Genomic DNA, 17,507 nt, shown 5'->3' on the forward strand with positions numbered 1-17,507 from the left:
CAGAAATAGAAAAACAGCTTAAGCATTGAAATTTAATGTCTTAAATTACTAGATTGAATGAGGGAGAAGTGAAACCTTGATTTTACTAACTAGAAAAGTAGAGTTTTCAGCGGCCCATAGTTACCGTGTTTCAACTTGGGATGAAGGTAAAAATAGAGAAATATTTGGTTTATGCAGTAATCCCAATGGTCATGGTCATGATTATACGTTGGAAGTCACAGTAAAAGGAAACCTCGATTCGAAATCAGGCATCGTTGTTAATATTACAGATGTTGACCGCATAGTTAAGAGTGTTGTTTTAGAAGAATTGGACGGTAAATTCTTAAATAAGGAACATTCTTTTTTTAAGGAACATATTCCAACGACCGAAAATATTGTTGCGTACATATGGAATGCTTTGCAGGGTCAGTTCGAAGATTGTAAACTTCATAAAATAATATTGCACGAGAATCCATTTTTGTTCTCTCAAAAAGGAGAAAAGTCAATGATTCAATTAACAAGAAAATATCATTTTTCAGCTGCGCATAGATTGCATAGCGATCAATTATCTGATGAAGAAAATAAAAAGATTTTTGGGAAATGTAATAATCCGCATGGACATGGACATAATTACATTCTTGAAGTCACTGTAGAGGGAGAAGTGGATCCTGTAACAGGGATGATTATGAATTTAGCCGACCTGGATAGAGAAGTGGATCAGGCTATTATCCAAAAGTTCGATCACAAACATCTTAACTTAGATACAGTTGAATTTAATGAATTAAATCCAACTGCGGAAGTGATGGCGATGGTCTTTTGGGAGTTGCTTGAGTCGCATGTACCGAATCTATATAAAATAGGACTTTGGGAGACAGCAAAGAATTATTTTGAATACTGTGGTCCAACAAAAGAATAAAGAAGTACAGTGATAACATAGAAAAAACTAGATGCCCTTTGTTTTATTTAAAGGCATCTAGTTTTTTTGTTCATCTTATTTTGTGTAGTTATCAAAGTAACCTTGGATAAAGACGATAGGTGTTCCCTTATCTCCGCTTCCTGAAGTTAAATCAGATAGAGAACCGATCAGGTCTGTCAATTTTCTAGGTGTTGTTCCTTGAGCTTCCATTGAACCTACAAGATCCGCTTCTTTATTAGTAATAAATTCAGCGATGGCTTGTTTAAGTTCTTCACCTTTTAAATCAGCAAAGTTATTATCAGCAAGATATTTTAATTTTACTTCATTTGGCGTGCCATCAAGGCCTGATGTGTAAGCCGGCGATACAACTGGATCAGCAAGTTCCCATATCTTTCCTACAGGATCTTTAAATGCCCCATCCCCGTAAACCATGACCTCAACCGTTTTTCCAGTTTTGTCTTTCAGGATCTGCTGGATTTTGTCAACAATCGGCTGGCAGTTGCGTGGGAAAAGCTTCACGCTGTCTTCTGTTGCTTTGTTTGATCCTAAAAGACCGTAAGCTTCATTGCAGCCGCTGCCATCAACAGACTCTGATAAGATGTTATCGAGGCTGTAAATTTTTTCGCCGCCATTTGCTTTTAAGATTCTCTTCGTTCTAAATCTTGAATGAATGTCGCAAGTAAGAACATTTTTTGTATAGTCTAAAATCGTTTTTGGATTGTTTGAGAAGATCACTTCACATTCAACACCGTATTCTTCAACGATTGATTTATAATAATCAATGTAATCAACGCCAGTGAATGTATGTTTATTATATCCGAAATGATCACGGAATTGCTTTTCTGTTAACACATCTGTCCAAGGATTTACTCCTTTTTCGTCAAGTGAATCGATATCCACTAAGTGATTGCCAACTTCATCAGATGGATAGCTAAGCATTAAAACAATTTTTTTAGCTCCTTTTGCAATCCCGCGGAGACAGATGGCAAAACGGTTACGGCTTAAGATCGGGAAGATGACTCCAATCGTGTCTTCACCAAACTTTGAACGAACATCTTGGGCAATATGATCGATTGTCGCATAGTTCCCTTGTGCCCGGGCAACGATGGATTCTGTTATCGTAACAATATCCTTATCATTAATTTGAAAGCCTTCAACTTCTGAAGCTTTTAATACACTATCTACGACAATCTCTTCGATGTTGTCTCCTTGATTGATGATTGGGCAACGAAGACCCCTAACAACCGTTCCAACTACTCTTTCCAATATAATCGCTCCTTATAACTAATGAAGTTAATTTAAACCGCTTCTACTTGTACTATACATTGCTTTAATGATATAAGTAAAATTAATATATCTAATGATGGATATAAGGAGTGTTTATATGGTAAGTAAGTTAGATTTATATAGAGTGTTTTGTACGGTGGGGAAAAGTGAAAGTTTTTCTAAAGCAGCGAGAGACCTTTATATGACACAGCCGGCTGTTAGTCAGGCGATCATGCAATTAGAAAGCGAACTGGATACACGGCTTTTTAATAGAACACCTAAAGGGGTGTCTTTAACAGATGAAGGCAGTCTTCTGTTCGAATATGTTCACTCAGCAATTAGTTTAATTGATGTTGGAGAAGAAAAGATGTTAGAATTTAAGAATTTAACGACAGGCGAGTTAAAGATCGGTGTAGGCGACACGATTTCAAGGTATTTTTTACTTCCTTATTTAGAAGAGTTTCGCAATAAATATCCGAATATTAAATTTAAAATTGTGAATGGCACAACATTAGAAATCTGTTCTCTTTTAAAATCAGGAGAAGTAGATATTGCGATTTGTAACTTTCCGATTGATGATTCCGCGTTCGAGTTAAGAGCGTGTATTGATATCCATGATACGTTCGTTTGTGGAGAGAAATATAAGAGTATATTATCTAGACCATTAAGCTTTCACGAATTAGTCAAGCTGCCGTTAATCTTTCTTGAACGTAAATCAAATTCGAGGCAGTACGTAGAGGATTATATATTATCTAAAGGGGTAAAGATCTCCCCGGAATTTGAATTAGGCTCCCATGATTTATTGTTAGATTTTGCGAAAATCAATTTAGGAGTCGCTTGTGTGACGAAAGAGTTTTCGCAGGAGTATTTAGACAATGGATTATTGTATGAAGTACAGCTGATTGAAGAAATACCGAAGAGAAGTATGGGGGTATGTTTTTTAAAAAGTGTACCGCTGTCACCCGCTTCAATGAAATTTGTTGAGATTATAGAAAGAACGTAACGAAAAAAGAAAACAGGCCGAATTTTATTTAGGCCTGTTTTCTTTTTTCTAGGGATAGGATAAATTATTTTAAATTGCGTTTCAAGAAGGCTTTTGTCCGATCGAACTGAGGATTCGTAAAGAATTCATCCGGATGACCGGATTCGACGATCTCGCCATTGTCCATGAACATAACACGATTCGCCACTTCTTTAGCAAATCCCATCTCATGCGTTACTACAATCATCGTCATCTGCTCTTCAGCCAGGTCTTTCATTACTTGCAGTACTTCCCCGGTTAATTCGGGATCGAGGGCTGAAGTAGGTTCATCAAACAACAGAATTTCTGGGTTCATCATGAGTGCCCGGGCAATGGCCACTCTTTGTTTTTGTCCGCCTGAGAGCTTTGACGGGTAAGCAGCCGCGCGGTCAGCTAGTCCGATTTTTTCCAATAGCTCTATGCTTCGTTTGTGAAGGACGGCAGCTGGCTCTTTCTTCACTAGTTTAGGCGCAATCTCCAAATTTTCTTTCACCGTAAGATGAGGAAAAAGGTTAAAGTGTTGGAACACCATTCCCATTTTAGAGGTAATTTGTTTAATCTTTTGTGGTTTCGGATAGATTCCATTTTCCACTAGATAATCACCAGCTATACAGATGCTCCCGCCATTTATTTCTTCAAGATGGGCGAGACTCCGAAGCATGGTGCTTTTCCCGGAACCAGATGGACCGATGACTGCTACGACATCATTTTTATTTACATCAAACGTAATTTGCTTAAGTACGTCTAGATCACCATATGATTTCTTAAGATTGGATACTTCTATCACAGCCATATTCACCACTCCTTCTTATTCAAATTTGTATCGTCGTTCCAGCCATTTAAAGAACATGGTTAATATGAGCGTTATAATCAAATAAATGATACCGGCCAGGAAGAAAGGCACGATGGTAAAATCTCGGTTAACCGCTGTCTGGGCAAAGTGCAGAAGTTCTGGTACGGCTACAGCATAGAGCAGCGCTGTATCCTTGACGAGTGTTACCGATTCGTTAGCAACAGCAGGAAGCGCGATTCGGAACATTTGCGGCAGGATGATCCGCGTTGTTGTCTGCCACTTGTTCAAGCCGAGCACTTGAGAGGCTTCGTATTGACCTTTATCAATGGCTAAAAGACCGCCGCGGAAGATTTCAGCGAAATAGGCAGCATAGTTCAAAATGAATCCTAGACAAGCCGCCACAAAGCGATCCAAAATTAAATATTCCCCAATTACAGGGATAAGCGGCAGACCGAAGCATATAAATAACAGCTGCAGCAGCAGCGGTGTGCCGCGCATCAAGTGTATATAAGTCTGTGCAAGCCATGATATCGGCTTGATGCTGCTTTTTACAGCTAGGGTTAATAAGAAGCCCAGCGGAATCGATGCTGCAATGGCAATCACAAACAAAAGGACGGTCATCTGTGCCCCTTCGAGCAGAGGTTTAATGATTGTACTAATATAATCTGACATGAAAGGATTCCTCCAAAAACAAAACAGGGTTTCCTGTGGAAATCCTGTTTTGTTCTGTAATCTGTTAAATCTATTATTTTACTTTAACACTTTATCTTCGCCAAACCACTTTTGTGAGATTTTAGCGGCAGTGCCGTTTGCATTGATCTCATCAAGTGCTGTTTGAAGTTCTTTGAGCAATTCGTCGTTCCCTTTTTTAACGCCTACTCCGTATTCTTCTGGAGCAAGAGACTCATCTAGAAGCTTAAAGCTTCCTTCTTCTTTCGACATATAATAGTCGATCACAACTTCATCAATAATGACCGCGTCTACACGGCCGGCTTTTAAATCAGTGAGAGCTAGAACATTATCAGCAAACTCTGTAACAGTTTTGATCTTAGATTTAATAGGATTCGCATTTAAAGCATCACCTGCAGAAGAAAGACCTTGAATCCCAACGGTTTTCCCTGCTAAATCGTCGAGTTTAGTAATTTTTGAATCCACCGGAACAGCCACTACTTGTGCATTTTTTAAATAAGGCTTTGTAAAAAGAACTTTTCCTTTACGTTCATCCGTAATGGTATACCCATTCCAAATGAGATCAATTCGACCGCTGCTTAACTCAGTCTCTTTTGTTTTCCAATCAATGGGCTGGAACTTAACCTTTTTCCCCATTTGCTCGACTGCTGCTGTCGCATAGTCGATGTCAAAACCAACGATATTATTATTTTCATCGCGGAACCCTAAAGGAGCGAATTTATCGTCGATCCCAATGACTAATGTATCGTCTTCTTTCTCAGACTTTGACGAACAGCCTGCTAATAGTGAAAGAACAGCTGTAACAGCTAGGATCATAGTTATGAAACGTTTCATATGAAAACCCACCTTTAATAGTTAATTTACTTTAGTTCGCTACCATACTACTGTATTGATATACTATCATAATAATGTCGCTTCTGTAAATGGAATAAATATCTTGGGTCACCGCTCTATTTTGTCATAAAGAAAAGACCATCTAGAAAATAGGGTTTCGGTGTTATAATTAAAGGAATACTTATGAATAGTTGTGTAATATTTCATTAAGAAAGTGCAAAAATCAATATTGAAAATAAAAGATAAAGGAGCGAAGCCTTATGTCCCAACAACTTAAACAGGCAACATTTGCGGGAGGCTGTTTCTGGTGTATGGTCTCTCCATTTGATGAGCAGCCGGGTATTAAAGAGGTGATTTCTGGATACACAGGCGGGCATACAGAAAACCCGACTTATGAGGAAGTGTGCACAGATGAAACAGGCCACTATGAAGCCGTGCAGATTACATTTGATCCTGCCGTATTCCCATATGAAAAATTACTGAAGCTATTCTGGCAGCAAATTGACCCGACTGATGAGGGAGGACAATTCAATGATCGGGGACTGTCTTATCGGACGGCCATTTTTTATCATGATGAAGAACAAAAGAAAATGGCAGAAGCTTCAAAAGCCGAGCTTGCTGCGAGCGGCCGTTTCCAAAAGCCGATTGTCACAGAAATCATGCCGGCAGGTCCTTTTTATAGAGCGGAAGAAAAACATCAGTATTATTATAAAAAGAATTCTTTTCACTACAACCTTTATAAAGAAGGCTCTGGACGAGCACGATTCATCCGGGAGAATTGGAAAAACCAGAAAAGTGATGAGCAGCTGCGCAAGGAGCTAACACCCATTCAATATGAAGTAACAAGAAATAACGCTACTGAGCCGCCGTTCCGTAATGAGTATTGGAATCATACCGAAGAAGGAATTTACGTGGACATCATTTCAGGAGAGCCGCTGTTTAGTTCCAAGGATAAATACGACGCGGGATGCGGCTGGCCGAGCTTTACGAAGCCTTTGCGTCATACTGAAATAGAAGAAAAGCTTGATACGTCACATGGCATGCGGCGGATTGAAGTCCGTACCAAAATATCTGACTCCCATCTTGGCCACGTATTCGATGATGGTCCTGGTCCTTATTATGCGCGGTACTGCATTAATTCGGCTGCCCTGCGGTTTGTACCAAAGAGCAAGCTTGAAGAAGAAGGATATGAGGAGTTTGTCAGTTTGTTTAAATGACAGCTTGATCGTGTCAGTTATTCACCGGACAAGAGAAAAATGGTACAGTCGATGCCTGACAATGAACCAATAGGAACCGAGGAATTTCTATGAATGAAAAACAACGTGATCAACAGCTGCAAATTAAAACAACCGGTATGAGGGAAAAGCCGCACTCATCGATTCACTGTAACCGTTATGAGGCTACACCATATATCGCATTAGACGAGCTTTTTTATGAGTATGAATTAGAAAGAAGTGATCGGGTGGTCGACTTTGGCTGTGGAAAAGGGCGGCTGCCATTTTATATCCATGATCGTTTTGCAGTGTCTGTAACAGGCATTGAAATAAATGAACAGCTGTATCAAGAGGCGCTTGAAAATCAAAAGAATTATATGAAAAGGGGCAGGCGAAAGGAGGGCTCTATTCACTTCGAATGCTGTCCGGCTGAGAAGTATGAAATCAAGAGGCTCGATAACCGATTCTATTTTTTTAACCCTTTCTCTATCCAGGTTTTTATGAAGGTTATTCGTAATATTTTGCTTTCGGTTGAGGAAAATGATCGGCCGATTGATGTAATCCTTTATTACCCAACGACTGAGTACGTTCATTTTCTCGAAATACAGACGACTTTTCAACTGTTGGCAGAAGTAAAGGTGCGGGGACTGTATGAAAAGAATGAAAATGAACGGTTCTTGATTTTTCGATACGACTGATCTGGTCTATTTACTAGTAACCGAAAATAGAATGTTCCACGTGAAATTATTTATCACACGATAGGCTGCTATTAAGAATGGCAGCCTATCGTGTTTAAAATGTGCTTTTTTCTTCATCAATACTTATTTAAATGATCTTGAATTTTTTTAATAGTTGAAATAATATATATACTTATCATTACGTGCACGATGAAGGCTTCCTTTGTAAAGAGAGGATGAATGAAACTTTACAAAAGAAGCCTTTTATCAACAAAAATGGTTGCTTAAAATGGGGAAGAGAGGAGGAGTTCCATGTTTAAGGTAAAAAAGGATTTTAGTTTTGTTTTGCGTCTGATTCCAAAAGTTTTCCAAACGGTATTGAATGTTTCGCTCGTTTTTCTGGCACTTATTTTATGTTTTTTACTCGTAAAGGAATTAATTATCTTCGGTGAAATTTTAATAGAGAAAGGCAGCAATGATTATAAACTTTTTCTTGCGAATATACTGATCTTCTTTTTATATTTTGAGTTTATTACGATGATTGTAAAGTACTTCAAAGAGGAGTACCACTTTCCTCTAAGATACTTTTTATACATCGGCATTACAGCCATGATCAGGTTGATTATTGTTGATCATGAACATCCTATAAATACATTGCTTTATTCGCTTGTCGTCTTAATTCTAATCATTGGATACTTCATTATGAATATTACTCCGCGCGAAAGACCGGATAGTAAATGGTTCTTTAGAAAATGATTTCTTATTCGCTATAAACGATGAGGTTTATGAAAAATCGGGGCAGTCCTAGTCATGTAAGCACTGACTGAGGGCTGTCCCGATTTGTATATTGCGCTTTTATTTTTTAAATAATAGATAGATAAAATACGGTGCACCGATCAATGCGGCGATAATGCCTGCTGGAATACCATCGGGCTCGACTAAGTTGCGTCCGATAATGTCTGCAAGCAATAATAACCAGCCGCCAATTAGAATGGCGAGAGGGAGAAACAATTGATTTCTAGGCCCGACTAAAGCTTTGGCCATATGTGGAGCGATCAGTCCAATAAAGGCAATTCCCCCTGTGACAGATACGGCGGCAGCAGCCAGCGCCACTGCTGTTAAAAGCAGGGTGAGGCGTTCTTTTTCTATAGATACACCAACACCGACAGCTACAGGTTCGTTTAATGCAAGGAGGTTTAATCGATTCGCTTTGTACAATGTAAAAGGAATGAGTACAGCCAGCCAAGGAACAATAGCCCAAACAAAAGTCCAATCTGACCCCCATATGCTCCCGTTTAACCATTTGGCGATAAAATCTACTTTTGAACGTTCAGCAGATGAAATGAGCACAATCATGATCCCAGACAGCGCCATCGCAAACCCGACCCCAGTTAACACGAGTTTTACAGGCTGAAGGCCCGCATTTCTGTCATATGAAAACATGTATATAAGAACGGCAGTAAGGATGGCACCGATAAAAGCAACAAGCGGCAGCAAATAAATAAATGAACCTGTTTTTATAGGGAAAAATAAAAAGAAAACAGCAATAGCAGCACCTGCTCCCGAGTTGATGCCAATGATGCCGGGATCAGCTAAATCATTTCGCGTAATTCCTTGTAAAATAGCGCCCGATAGCGCAAGTGCTATTCCTGCTAAGAGTGTAATCATCATTCGCGGCAATCGAATGGAAAATAAAATAAACTCTTCTTTGAATGTACCTTGACCGAGAAGAGTAGGGATCAGCCTGTCATAAGATAAAGAGGCGTACCCCATTCCCATACCAACTACAAACGTAATGAGAATAAGTGCGAGTAAAATGCATAGGAGCATACGTTGTTTTTTGATTAAAGCTGGCTGAATCATGAGAATGCTTTCCCTCCTTTATGAACAATAAACAAGAAGAAAGGCAAGCCCATGATTGCTGCAATAGCGGCTACAGGTGTTTCATATGGAGAGTGAATCGTCCTGCCCAGTGTATCAGCCAACAGCATGAAGAAGCCCCCGGCGATGATCGACATAGGCACGATAAAACGGTAATCCGTTCCAACAATCGCTCGAACGATATGAGGAACCATTAAACCGATAAACGCCATATTTCCGACAAGAGCAACAGAAGCACCGGCGAGTAAAGTCATCACGATGAACAGAATCGTTTTTATTCGTGTAGTCTTTTGACCTAATCCAATCGCTGCTTCTTCACTTAAACTGAGAATTGTCAGCTGTTTTGAGAGTAAAAGGGATACAAACAGACCGATTAAAATAAATGGCACGATGATTTGAAGCTGTTCCCAAGTGGTTCCAATCAATCCTCCTGCAGTCCACATCGATACATCTTTTGAAATTTTAAAGTAAATACCAATGCCTTCCGCAATCGCATAGAGGAAGGCTGAAACGGCCGCCCCAGCTAATACAATTCGAAGCGGAGAAAAACCACCCTTTTTCACTGCACCAATACCGAAAACCATCATTGCTCCGGCGGCGGCTCCGATAAAACAAGCGATCATGATATAGAAATAGTTAGATGAAGGGCTCAGTGCGATCGTTATAGCCAATGCGGCATTGGCTCCAGCGGTTAATCCAAGTAAGCCTGGATCTGCGAGTGGATTTCGTGTCATTCCTTGCATGACGGCACCGGAAACAGCGAGTGCCGCTCCAACAAACATTCCCGCTATTTCACGCGGCAGGCGAATTTCCCGGATAAGGGAAGTTTTATCACTGGAAGTTTGGAAAGTAAGGGCCCGCCACACATCTTGAACCGTAGTATCTGCTGCCCCCAAAACACAAGCAGCCACAAACATAGCCATTAACGAAACGACTCCTGCAATCAACTTATATACAAACGGGATAGAACGTCGGTTTTCTTTCGTCATCAGTCTCTCATCTTTCTTTTGGTGATATAAGGAAAGAGGTTGACTCAAAAGTTCTGAACGTACTCACAAACTCTGTATATAGTGTCTTGTGAGTGCGGTCTGGTAATTTCATTTTGAGTCAGCCTCTATGTGCTAGTTAATTGCCTAGGAAATGTTTAATAAAGTAGTCTAATTGAAAGTCCAAAGTTAACGGATCGTTAAAGTAGAACTCTTTCGCATTTACTTCCATTACTTGATTGTTTTTTACAGCTGGGATGTTTTTATACGTATCTGTTTCTTGGAATGAGTTGTCGGTATCTTTATTTTTACTGAAAACCATATAATCACCGGCAAACTCAGGCAAAACTTCTAAAGATAATGCATAGTAACCATCTTTCAGAGCCATTTCTTTTACTTTTTCCGGCATTTTTAATTTCATTTCCTGGTATAGGATTTCCGTGCCGCGGCCCCAGTTATCGCCGAATACGTAAAGCTGTTTATCGAAGTTTTCGATAACAGAGACAGTTGTGTCTTCACCGATTTTTGCTTTAATGTCTTTGCCCGCTTTTGCAGCACGTTGTTTGAAGTCGTCCACCCAACCTTGTGCTTCTTTCTCTTTATTTAAAAGTTTACCGATCTCTACGTGCTGTGTTAAATAATCTACTTTTCCGTATGTGTATGTAACAGTAGGGGCGATTTCATTTAATTTATCAATATTTTTAGTGTTTGATAAACCGATGATTAAATCTGGATCTAATTCGATAATTTTTTCTAAGCTTTCATCTGAAACTTCTTCTACACCGTCTAATTCTTTTTGAAAGCGCGGGTTCATTTTAGACCATGAGTCAACTCCCACAAGATTAACATCCAAAGCCATGACATTGCCTGCGAATGATTGCAGAACAACAACCCGTTTTGGATGGGCAGGGACTTCGATCGGTCCATTTTCAGATTCATAAGTAATAGTTTCTGGCTTCTTATCCGTTGAAGCGGAGTCGTTCTCTTTTTCTGTTGATTCGCTATTACAAGCGCTGAGAATGAGTACAAATAATAGCATGAATGGAATGAGTATTTTTTTCATTTTTTTAATCTCCTTATACTAAATCATATGTGAGGCACATTGGTTTGTTTGTCCGAGGGTCCCGGCCGATTTCAGCATCAATATGAAATACTTTTTTTAGCACGTCTCGATTTATCACTTCTTCACAATCGCCCGCCTGTACGATTTCACCGTCTTTTAATGCGATAATATAGTCAGCAAACCGAGCGGCTTGGTTTAAATCATGAAGAACCATCACAATCGTCCGTTCCTGTTCCACATTCAGCTTTTGTAAAAGCTCTAGTACTTCTAGTTGATGCGCCATATCTAAGTACGTCGTCGGCTTATCAAGAAAAATCATTTCTGTTTCTTGAGCAAGGGCCATAGCAATCCAAACGCGTTGGCGCTGTCCTCCTGACAGAGCATCTACAGAACGAAATTTGAAGTCTTTTGTTCCTGTCACTTCAAGTGCCCAGTCAATGACTTCATAATCTTTCTTTGTTAATCGTCCAAACCCTTTTTGATAAGGGAAGCGGCCATAGGATACGAGTTCGCCGACCGTTAATCCGCTTGCACTTTCTGGAGTTTGCGGAAGAATCGCCATTTTTTTAGCAAGAATCTTTGTGTTTTCTTTTGCAATATTTTCTCCATCTAAAATGACAGTCCCCGATTGATGCGAAATAATACGGGTAATGGCTTTTAACAATGTAGATTTCCCGCAGCCATTCGAACCGATAATAGTAGTGATTTTTTTATCTGGAATTTCTACGCTGAGACCTTTCACAATTAATCGTTCACCGTAGCCAATATGTAAGTCATTCGTATATAGACGAACCATGCTTTTCCCCCCCTAGCTATTGGAAAATTAGTGATAACGATTATCAATATCGATTAATTACATACTATAGTTTTCTTTGTTTCTATTGTCAATATTATTTTTATTGTAGAGAGAAAGAAAAACTTGTATATTAGTTGATAATGATAATCAATTACATTTGGTTACTAAGGAGTGAACGTAATGGAACAGCAGGAATTATTTGATATAACGATAATCGGAGGGGGGCCGGCTGGACTGTACTCTGCTTTTTATAGTGGTCTGAGGGAGATGAAAACAAAGCTTATTGAATACCAGAACCAACTAGGCGGGAAAATACACGTATATCCCGAAAAAATGATTTGGGATGTGGGAGGACAACCCCCTATCCCAGGAGCAAAATTAATCGATCAGCTTGTCGGCCAAGGGTTAACGTTTAACCCAGAAGTGGTCTTAAATGAAAAAGTAGAGTCCATCACACGTAATAAAGAAGGTATTTTTGTGCTGCACGCTGCCTCTGGTCAAACCCATCTTTCGAAAACGGTCATAGTAGCTGTCGGAAGCGGGATACTGAATCCACAAAAGTTAGAGATAGAAGGCGCGGCGAGGTTCGAAGTGTCTAATTTAAATTACACAGTGAAATCTTTGAAACGCTTCAAAGATAAAACGGTCGTTATTTCAGGAGGTGGAAATTCAGCAATTGATTGGGCAAATGAATTAGAGCCGATTGCTGAAAAGGTGTATGTCATTTATAGAAAAGACGCTTTGGCAGGTCATGAAGCTCAAGTGACACAGCTGTTGGACAGCTCTGTCGTCTGTTTCTTTCATACGACGATTACAAAGCTCATTGCATGTGCGAATCATGAAGCCATTGAACGTGTGGAACTGACCAATCACGAAACAGGAGAGGTTTCGTACTTGCCAATTGATGAAGTCATTATTAATCACGGATACGAGCGGGATACGACATTACTCGAAAATAGTGAATTACATATTGAAAGAGCTGATCAATATTATATCGCAGGTAATGTGAATAGTGAGTCATCCGTAGCCGGACTTTATGCAGCTGGGGATATTCTAAAACACGACGGAAAATTAAACTTAATTTCTGGAGCTTTCCAAGACGCAGCAAACGCTGTAAATAAAGCGAAGCAATTTATCCAGCCTGAAGCTGATCAAATAGCAATGGTTTCTTCACACAATGAGGTATTTAAAAAGCGAAATCGGGAATTAGTGAAACAAATGATATCGAAGGAGTGGTAACTAAAAAAAGTCTGGCCCCATTGATAATATATTGTCAATGGGACCAGACCTTTTCTTCAAGAACTGAATTAAAAAAGGGTCAGTAGCATGGATATAACCCATGGTGCCACACAGAGTGTAATGAGTGCAGCGATAATCATGGATAGACTAGAAATTGTTCCCGTAATGGAACCAAATTCAAAAGCTTTCGCGGTGCCTGCGCCGTGTGCTGCAGTACCGAGAAGTGCACCGCGGGCAATTTCATTTTCAATGCATAATACTCGAATGAGTACAGGACCAATGATGGTACCTAATAGCCCCGTTATAATGACAAATACAGCTGTCACGGCAGGTATGCCGCCAATACTTGCGGACAGGCCCATAGCAATCGGCGTAGTAATGGAACGCGGAATCAGGCTGTTTACGATTTGAGTATTTAAGTGCAATACTTGGGCAATAATCATGGATGAAATAATAGCGGCAACCGATCCGGACAAAACACTCACAATGATTTCAGCGGCATGCTTTTTTAATATATTTAAATATTTGTATAGCGGAATAGCAAAGGCAACCGTGGCTGGCTCAAGCATATGAGTCAGCCACTTAGCCCCTGCATTGTATGATTCGTATGAGATATGAGTCCAAAGTAAAAAAACAACGACAAACAGCGGGACTGTAAGCAGAGGGGATAAATATACTTTCGGTTGATGTTTATAACACCATTTAGCCGCCCAGTAAAGTCCTGCGGTAAAGACTACGCTAAAAAGAGCTATCATCGCGAATGTTCCCTCTCCTTTCTTTCTGCAATTTTTTTGGCCGTCAGCCCTGTGCAGGCCATAACGATGATGGTACTAATAATAATAACTAAGATTACGTATACTCCATCTTCTATTAGAATGTTTTTGTATTTCATGATTCCGACAGCCGATGGAATAAAGAATAATAGCAGCTCAGCCAGCAGCCAATTTGCTCCTATTTCGATCCATTCTAAGCGAATGATTTTTGTTTGCAGCAGGACAAAAACGACAAAGATCCCTAAAATACTGCCGGGAATTCTTAGATGAAATAGATCCACAACTTTGTTCATTATAAGAGAAATGAGGCATAAAAGGATCACTTGTCCTATGCCTTTCATAATTGTTGTCACTGATGCTCGCCCCTCCCAGTGAAAAGTGTACACTATCTGTTTTCATGGGTAAAATACATATATAGAATATATATCATTCCTTTTATCTATAAGAAGTGAAGGGGAGACGAGATGGATATCCGGCATTTACACTATTTCTTAAAAGTAGCACAGCATAAAAGTTTTACAAAAGCTGCACAGGATTTATATATTACGCAGCCAACGATTAGTAAAATGATTAAGAGCGTGGAAGAAGAACTGGGAGTTGTGTTATTTAACCGTTTCGGCAAACAGGTGGAGTTAACGGATGCTGGACAGATGATCCTCGCTCAAGCTCAGGACATTGTCAATTCATTTCAAAACTTATCGTCTGAATTAGAAGATTTAATGAAACTGAAAAAAGGGCACATTCGCATTGGTTTGCCTCCGATGGTTGGTTCAAGTTTTTTTCCGAAAGTGCTTGGCAAGTTCCGGGAGCAGTATCCTAATATCACTATTCAGCTTGTGGAGGATGGGGCAAAGAAAGTAGAGGCTGATATTGAAAAGGGTATCCTTGATATCGGTGTTGTACTGTTGCCAACGAACGAAGAAGTATTCCATTCTTTTTCACTTGTAAAAGAAAAGTTGATGCTGCTTGTCCATCCATCTCACATGTTGGTGAATAGAGAAAGCGTATCTTTATCTGAGTTAACACAGGAGTCTTTTGTGTTTTTTCGGAAAGACTTTGCACTACATGATCGAATTATCGCGGAGTGTGTGCGGGCGGGGTTTCAGCCCCGTGTAGTGTATGAAAGTTCCCAATGGGATTTTATTAGCGAAATGGTGGCAGCTAATCTCGGCATTGCGTTTCTCCCAGAACCGATTTGCCGGGAGCTTGATGCAGAGCGCATTCGAATTCTTCCTCTTATTGAACCAGTTATTCCGTGGCATTTAACGATGATTTGGCGCAAAGATCGGTATCTTTCATTCGCTGCACGGGAATGGATTCGATTTACCCAGGATCTTTTTAAAAGAAGGGACACAGAAAATGAAGCTGTCTTATAAGAGCCTGAATCTTAGGCTTTAAGACAGCTTCATTGTTTTGTTACTTAATTATAGAAGGTAGTGGGGAGTTAGTTTAATGTTCCACTAGGCTGTTCAAAGGAACGGTTTGTTCATTTTCTGGTTGAGCCAAGGGATAGACTCTAGCTGTTTCATTTTTCTCGTCTACATTCTGGATATAAACCGGAGAGCCCTGATAAGTAACATCAGCCATAACAGATGAAGCGACAATCTCTTTAGCACGTTGTTTGTTCATTCCAATAACCTCCTTCTGTGATTTGTAGTATGTATAATATCTGCTTCAACATACTGATGTATTCCTCCGCATTGAAAAATATTGTCAATTTAAATTCTTCATGTAAGCCCCTCTTAATTATTTGGATAAGCAATCGGATACTCCCTTATTTTGAGTCTCATTCATAACTGCTGTAAAATAAACACATGAAAATTACTTGAAAAAGGTGTTTATTATGAAAGAGTTTATTATCGTTGGTGCAGGAATTTTAGGCGCATCGGCAGCGTATCATTTAGCGAAAGCAGGAGCAGCTGTAACTGTGATAGACAGGCAAGATCCGGGGCAGGCGACTGACGCTGCTGCGGGTATCATTTGTCCGTGGCTGTCCCAGCGGCGGAATAAAGCATGGTATGCGCTGGCAAAAGGAGGCGCTGCATATTATGCTTCGCTTATTAGACAGCTAGAAGAAGACGGGGAAACGGAAACAGGATATCGTCAGGTTGGAGCGATCAGTCTTCAGACGGATGCAGACAAGCTGGATAAAATGGAAGAGAGGGCAGTAAAAAGACGGGAAGATGCGCCTGAGATTGGCGGCATCCAGCAACGGACACCGGCGGAGACATCCTTGTTGTTTCCTCCTTTATCTGAAGAATATGCCTCCGTTCATGTGAGCGGAGCAGCGCGTGTGGATGGACGTGCATTGAGGCAGGCTCTTATTAATGCATCAAAAAAGCACGGTGCTATGTTTGTAAATGGCTCCGCCCAGCTAGAACATACAGATAACCAAGTGACTAGTGTACGAGTCGGTGATCAGTATTATACAGGAGATCGTATCATCGTGACAGCCGGGGCTTGGGCAGATGAATTCTTAGCACCGCTTGGGCTTACATTTCAATTGACATCTCAGAAAGCACAGATTGTACATTTGCAGCTTGAAAATACACAAACGGCCAATTGGCCGGTAGTCATGCCCCCGAATGATCAATATATTCTTGCATTTGATGAAGGGCGTGTAGTCATTGGAGCGACTCATGAAGATCACGTCAATTTTGATCAGCGTGTGACAGCGGGAGGATTGCATGAGGTCTTTCACAAAGCGTTATCTATAGCACCGGGGTTAGCTGGGGGTGCATTTATTGAAGCACGTGTTGGTTTTCGCCCCTTTACACCTGACTTTCTCCCGATTATAGGAGAGGTTCCAGGACATCAAAACTTTCTTCTGGCAAATGGACTTGGAGCATCAGGGTTAACGGTTGGACCATTCCTTGGCGCCCAGCTTGCAAAATTAGCTCTTGGGGAACGTGTGGAGATAGATCTTGAGCTATATGATGTAGGGAAGGCCATGGGAATTTGAAATAAAAAAGCTCCCTTTTCTGTACAACTGCCGAATCAAGCGCGTTTTATACGCGTCCACGATTCGGTTTTTTATAGTGATAGAATATATAAGCAAAATGAAGTAAAAAGGAATTGAGTTTTATAAAAAAGTTTTTTCTAAAATCATATTGACTTTATATTTTAGGCCATGGTATATTAATTCTCGCCCGTTAAAAACAACGGTGTTGAAAAAACAATTTTATAAAAAGTTATTGACTTTAAAGAGTTAAAGACTTATAATGAAATCCTGTCGCAGGAAGCGGCGGATGAAATTGATCTTTGAAAACTGAACAAAATACATGCCAGTAAGTTAATTCTTATTTAAAACAATTGAGCTATGCAAACAATCTTTTTGGAGAGTTTGATCCTGGCTCAGGACGAACGCTGGCGGCGTGCC

General features: G+C 40.1%; 19 protein-coding genes. 8 read left to right on the forward strand and 11 right to left on the reverse strand.

Features of this window, described 5'->3' with window-relative positions; all coding sequences use genetic code 11:
- The first annotated feature begins 76 nt into the window (after window positions 1-76).
- Complete coding sequence (locus QYG89_RS13285; RefSeq protein ID WP_404318083.1) at window positions 77-895, forward strand: 6-carboxytetrahydropterin synthase; 819 nt, start codon at window positions 77-79, stop codon at window positions 893-895.
- A gap of 75 nt (window positions 896-970) precedes the next feature.
- On the opposite strand, the gene QYG89_RS13290 is transcribed toward QYG89_RS13285, so the two are convergent.
- On the reverse strand, window positions 971-2,161 hold the full coding sequence (locus tag QYG89_RS13290) for a coenzyme F420-0:L-glutamate ligase (RefSeq protein WP_404318085.1): 1,191 nt from the start codon (window positions 2,159-2,161) through the stop codon (window positions 971-973).
- Window positions 2,162-2,279: 118 nt separating this feature from the next.
- Here QYG89_RS13290 and QYG89_RS13295 point away from each other — a divergent pair, with 118 nt between their 5' ends.
- On the forward strand, window positions 2,280-3,164 hold the full coding sequence (locus tag QYG89_RS13295) for a LysR family transcriptional regulator (protein ID WP_404318087.1): 885 nt from the start codon (window positions 2,280-2,282) through the stop codon (window positions 3,162-3,164).
- 64 nt (window positions 3,165-3,228) lie between these two features.
- Here the strand turns inward: QYG89_RS13295 and QYG89_RS13300 are convergent, their stop codons facing one another.
- From QYG89_RS13300 to QYG89_RS13310, 3 genes are all read right to left on the reverse strand, one after another.
- On the reverse strand, window positions 3,229-3,975 hold the full coding sequence (locus QYG89_RS13300) for an amino acid ABC transporter ATP-binding protein (RefSeq protein WP_404318088.1): 747 nt from the start codon (window positions 3,973-3,975) through the stop codon (window positions 3,229-3,231).
- Between the two features lie 15 nt (window positions 3,976-3,990).
- The gene (locus tag QYG89_RS13305) at window positions 3,991-4,647 is read right to left on the reverse strand and encodes an amino acid ABC transporter permease (protein ID WP_404318090.1); all 657 of its coding nucleotides are present in this window, start codon (window positions 4,645-4,647) and stop codon (window positions 3,991-3,993) included.
- Between the two features lie 78 nt (window positions 4,648-4,725).
- Entirely contained in the window at window positions 4,726-5,499 is a 774-nt protein-coding gene (locus tag QYG89_RS13310; protein ID WP_404318093.1) for an amino acid ABC transporter substrate-binding protein, read from the reverse strand.
- A gap of 260 nt (window positions 5,500-5,759) precedes the next feature.
- Here QYG89_RS13310 and msrA point away from each other — a divergent pair, with 260 nt between their 5' ends.
- From msrA to psiE, 3 genes are all read left to right on the forward strand, one after another.
- Window positions 5,760-6,716: a peptide-methionine (S)-S-oxide reductase MsrA gene (gene msrA, locus QYG89_RS13315; RefSeq protein ID WP_404318095.1), complete on the forward strand. Its 957-nt coding sequence runs from the start codon at window positions 5,760-5,762 to the stop codon at window positions 6,714-6,716.
- Between the two features lie 89 nt (window positions 6,717-6,805).
- Window positions 6,806-7,411, forward strand: coding sequence for a methyltransferase (locus tag QYG89_RS13320; protein WP_404318097.1), 606 nt, complete (start codon window positions 6,806-6,808; stop codon window positions 7,409-7,411).
- Between the two features lie 291 nt (window positions 7,412-7,702).
- Window positions 7,703-8,146 (forward strand): phosphate-starvation-inducible protein PsiE, encoded by a 444-nt coding sequence (gene psiE, locus QYG89_RS13325; RefSeq protein ID WP_404318099.1) that lies wholly within the window; start codon window positions 7,703-7,705, stop codon window positions 8,144-8,146.
- A 99-nt stretch (window positions 8,147-8,245) separates the two neighbouring features.
- Here psiE and QYG89_RS13330 read toward each other — a convergent pair whose 3' ends face one another.
- From QYG89_RS13330 to QYG89_RS13345, 4 genes are all read right to left on the reverse strand, one after another.
- Window positions 8,246-9,253: a FecCD family ABC transporter permease gene (locus QYG89_RS13330; protein WP_404318102.1), complete on the reverse strand. Its 1,008-nt coding sequence runs from the start codon at window positions 9,251-9,253 to the stop codon at window positions 8,246-8,248.
- Window positions 9,250-10,260, reverse strand: a complete 1,011-nt coding sequence (locus tag QYG89_RS13335; protein ID WP_404318104.1) for a FecCD family ABC transporter permease — start codon at window positions 10,258-10,260, stop codon at window positions 9,250-9,252. Before QYG89_RS13335 ends, QYG89_RS13330 begins: the two co-directional genes overlap by 4 nt.
- 136 nt (window positions 10,261-10,396) lie before the next feature.
- Window positions 10,397-11,320, reverse strand: coding sequence for an iron-hydroxamate ABC transporter substrate-binding protein (locus tag QYG89_RS13340; protein WP_404318106.1), 924 nt, complete (start codon window positions 11,318-11,320; stop codon window positions 10,397-10,399).
- 13 nt (window positions 11,321-11,333) lie between these two features.
- A complete protein-coding gene (locus QYG89_RS13345) occupies window positions 11,334-12,116 on the reverse strand; it encodes an ABC transporter ATP-binding protein (protein WP_404318108.1) in 783 nt (260 codons plus the stop codon).
- Between the two features lie 180 nt (window positions 12,117-12,296).
- Between QYG89_RS13345 and QYG89_RS13350 the strand changes: the two genes are divergently transcribed.
- Window positions 12,297-13,355: an NAD(P)/FAD-dependent oxidoreductase gene (locus QYG89_RS13350; protein ID WP_404318110.1), complete on the forward strand. Its 1,059-nt coding sequence runs from the start codon at window positions 12,297-12,299 to the stop codon at window positions 13,353-13,355.
- Window positions 13,356-13,423: 68 nt separating this feature from the next.
- Here the strand turns inward: QYG89_RS13350 and QYG89_RS13355 are convergent, their stop codons facing one another.
- On the reverse strand, window positions 13,424-14,110 hold the full coding sequence (locus QYG89_RS13355) for a CidB/LrgB family autolysis modulator (protein ID WP_404318112.1): 687 nt from the start codon (window positions 14,108-14,110) through the stop codon (window positions 13,424-13,426).
- A complete protein-coding gene (locus QYG89_RS13360; RefSeq protein WP_404318114.1) occupies window positions 14,107-14,481 on the reverse strand; it encodes a CidA/LrgA family holin-like protein in 375 nt (124 codons plus the stop codon). The genes QYG89_RS13355 and QYG89_RS13360 overlap by 4 nt, the downstream gene beginning before the upstream one ends.
- Window positions 14,482-14,592: 111 nt before the next feature.
- Between QYG89_RS13360 and cidR the strand changes: the two genes are divergently transcribed.
- Window positions 14,593-15,504, forward strand: coding sequence for a cidABC operon transcriptional activator CidR (cidR, locus tag QYG89_RS13365; RefSeq protein WP_404318115.1), 912 nt, complete (start codon window positions 14,593-14,595; stop codon window positions 15,502-15,504).
- 73 nt (window positions 15,505-15,577) lie between these two features.
- Here cidR and QYG89_RS13370 read toward each other — a convergent pair whose 3' ends face one another.
- Window positions 15,578-15,757, reverse strand: coding sequence for a small acid-soluble spore protein H (locus tag QYG89_RS13370; RefSeq protein ID WP_404318117.1), 180 nt, complete (start codon window positions 15,755-15,757; stop codon window positions 15,578-15,580).
- A gap of 214 nt (window positions 15,758-15,971) precedes the next feature.
- On the opposite strand from QYG89_RS13370, the gene QYG89_RS13375 reads away from it, so the two are divergent.
- Complete coding sequence (locus QYG89_RS13375; RefSeq protein WP_404318119.1) at window positions 15,972-17,090, forward strand: NAD(P)/FAD-dependent oxidoreductase; 1,119 nt, start codon at window positions 15,972-15,974, stop codon at window positions 17,088-17,090.
- Window positions 17,091-17,507 lie beyond the last annotated feature (417 nt).

It is taken from the genome of Bacillus lumedeiriae, assembly GCF_044891285.1.
GTDB lineage: Bacteria > Bacillota > Bacilli > Bacillales > Domibacillaceae > Pseudobacillus > Pseudobacillus lumedeiriae.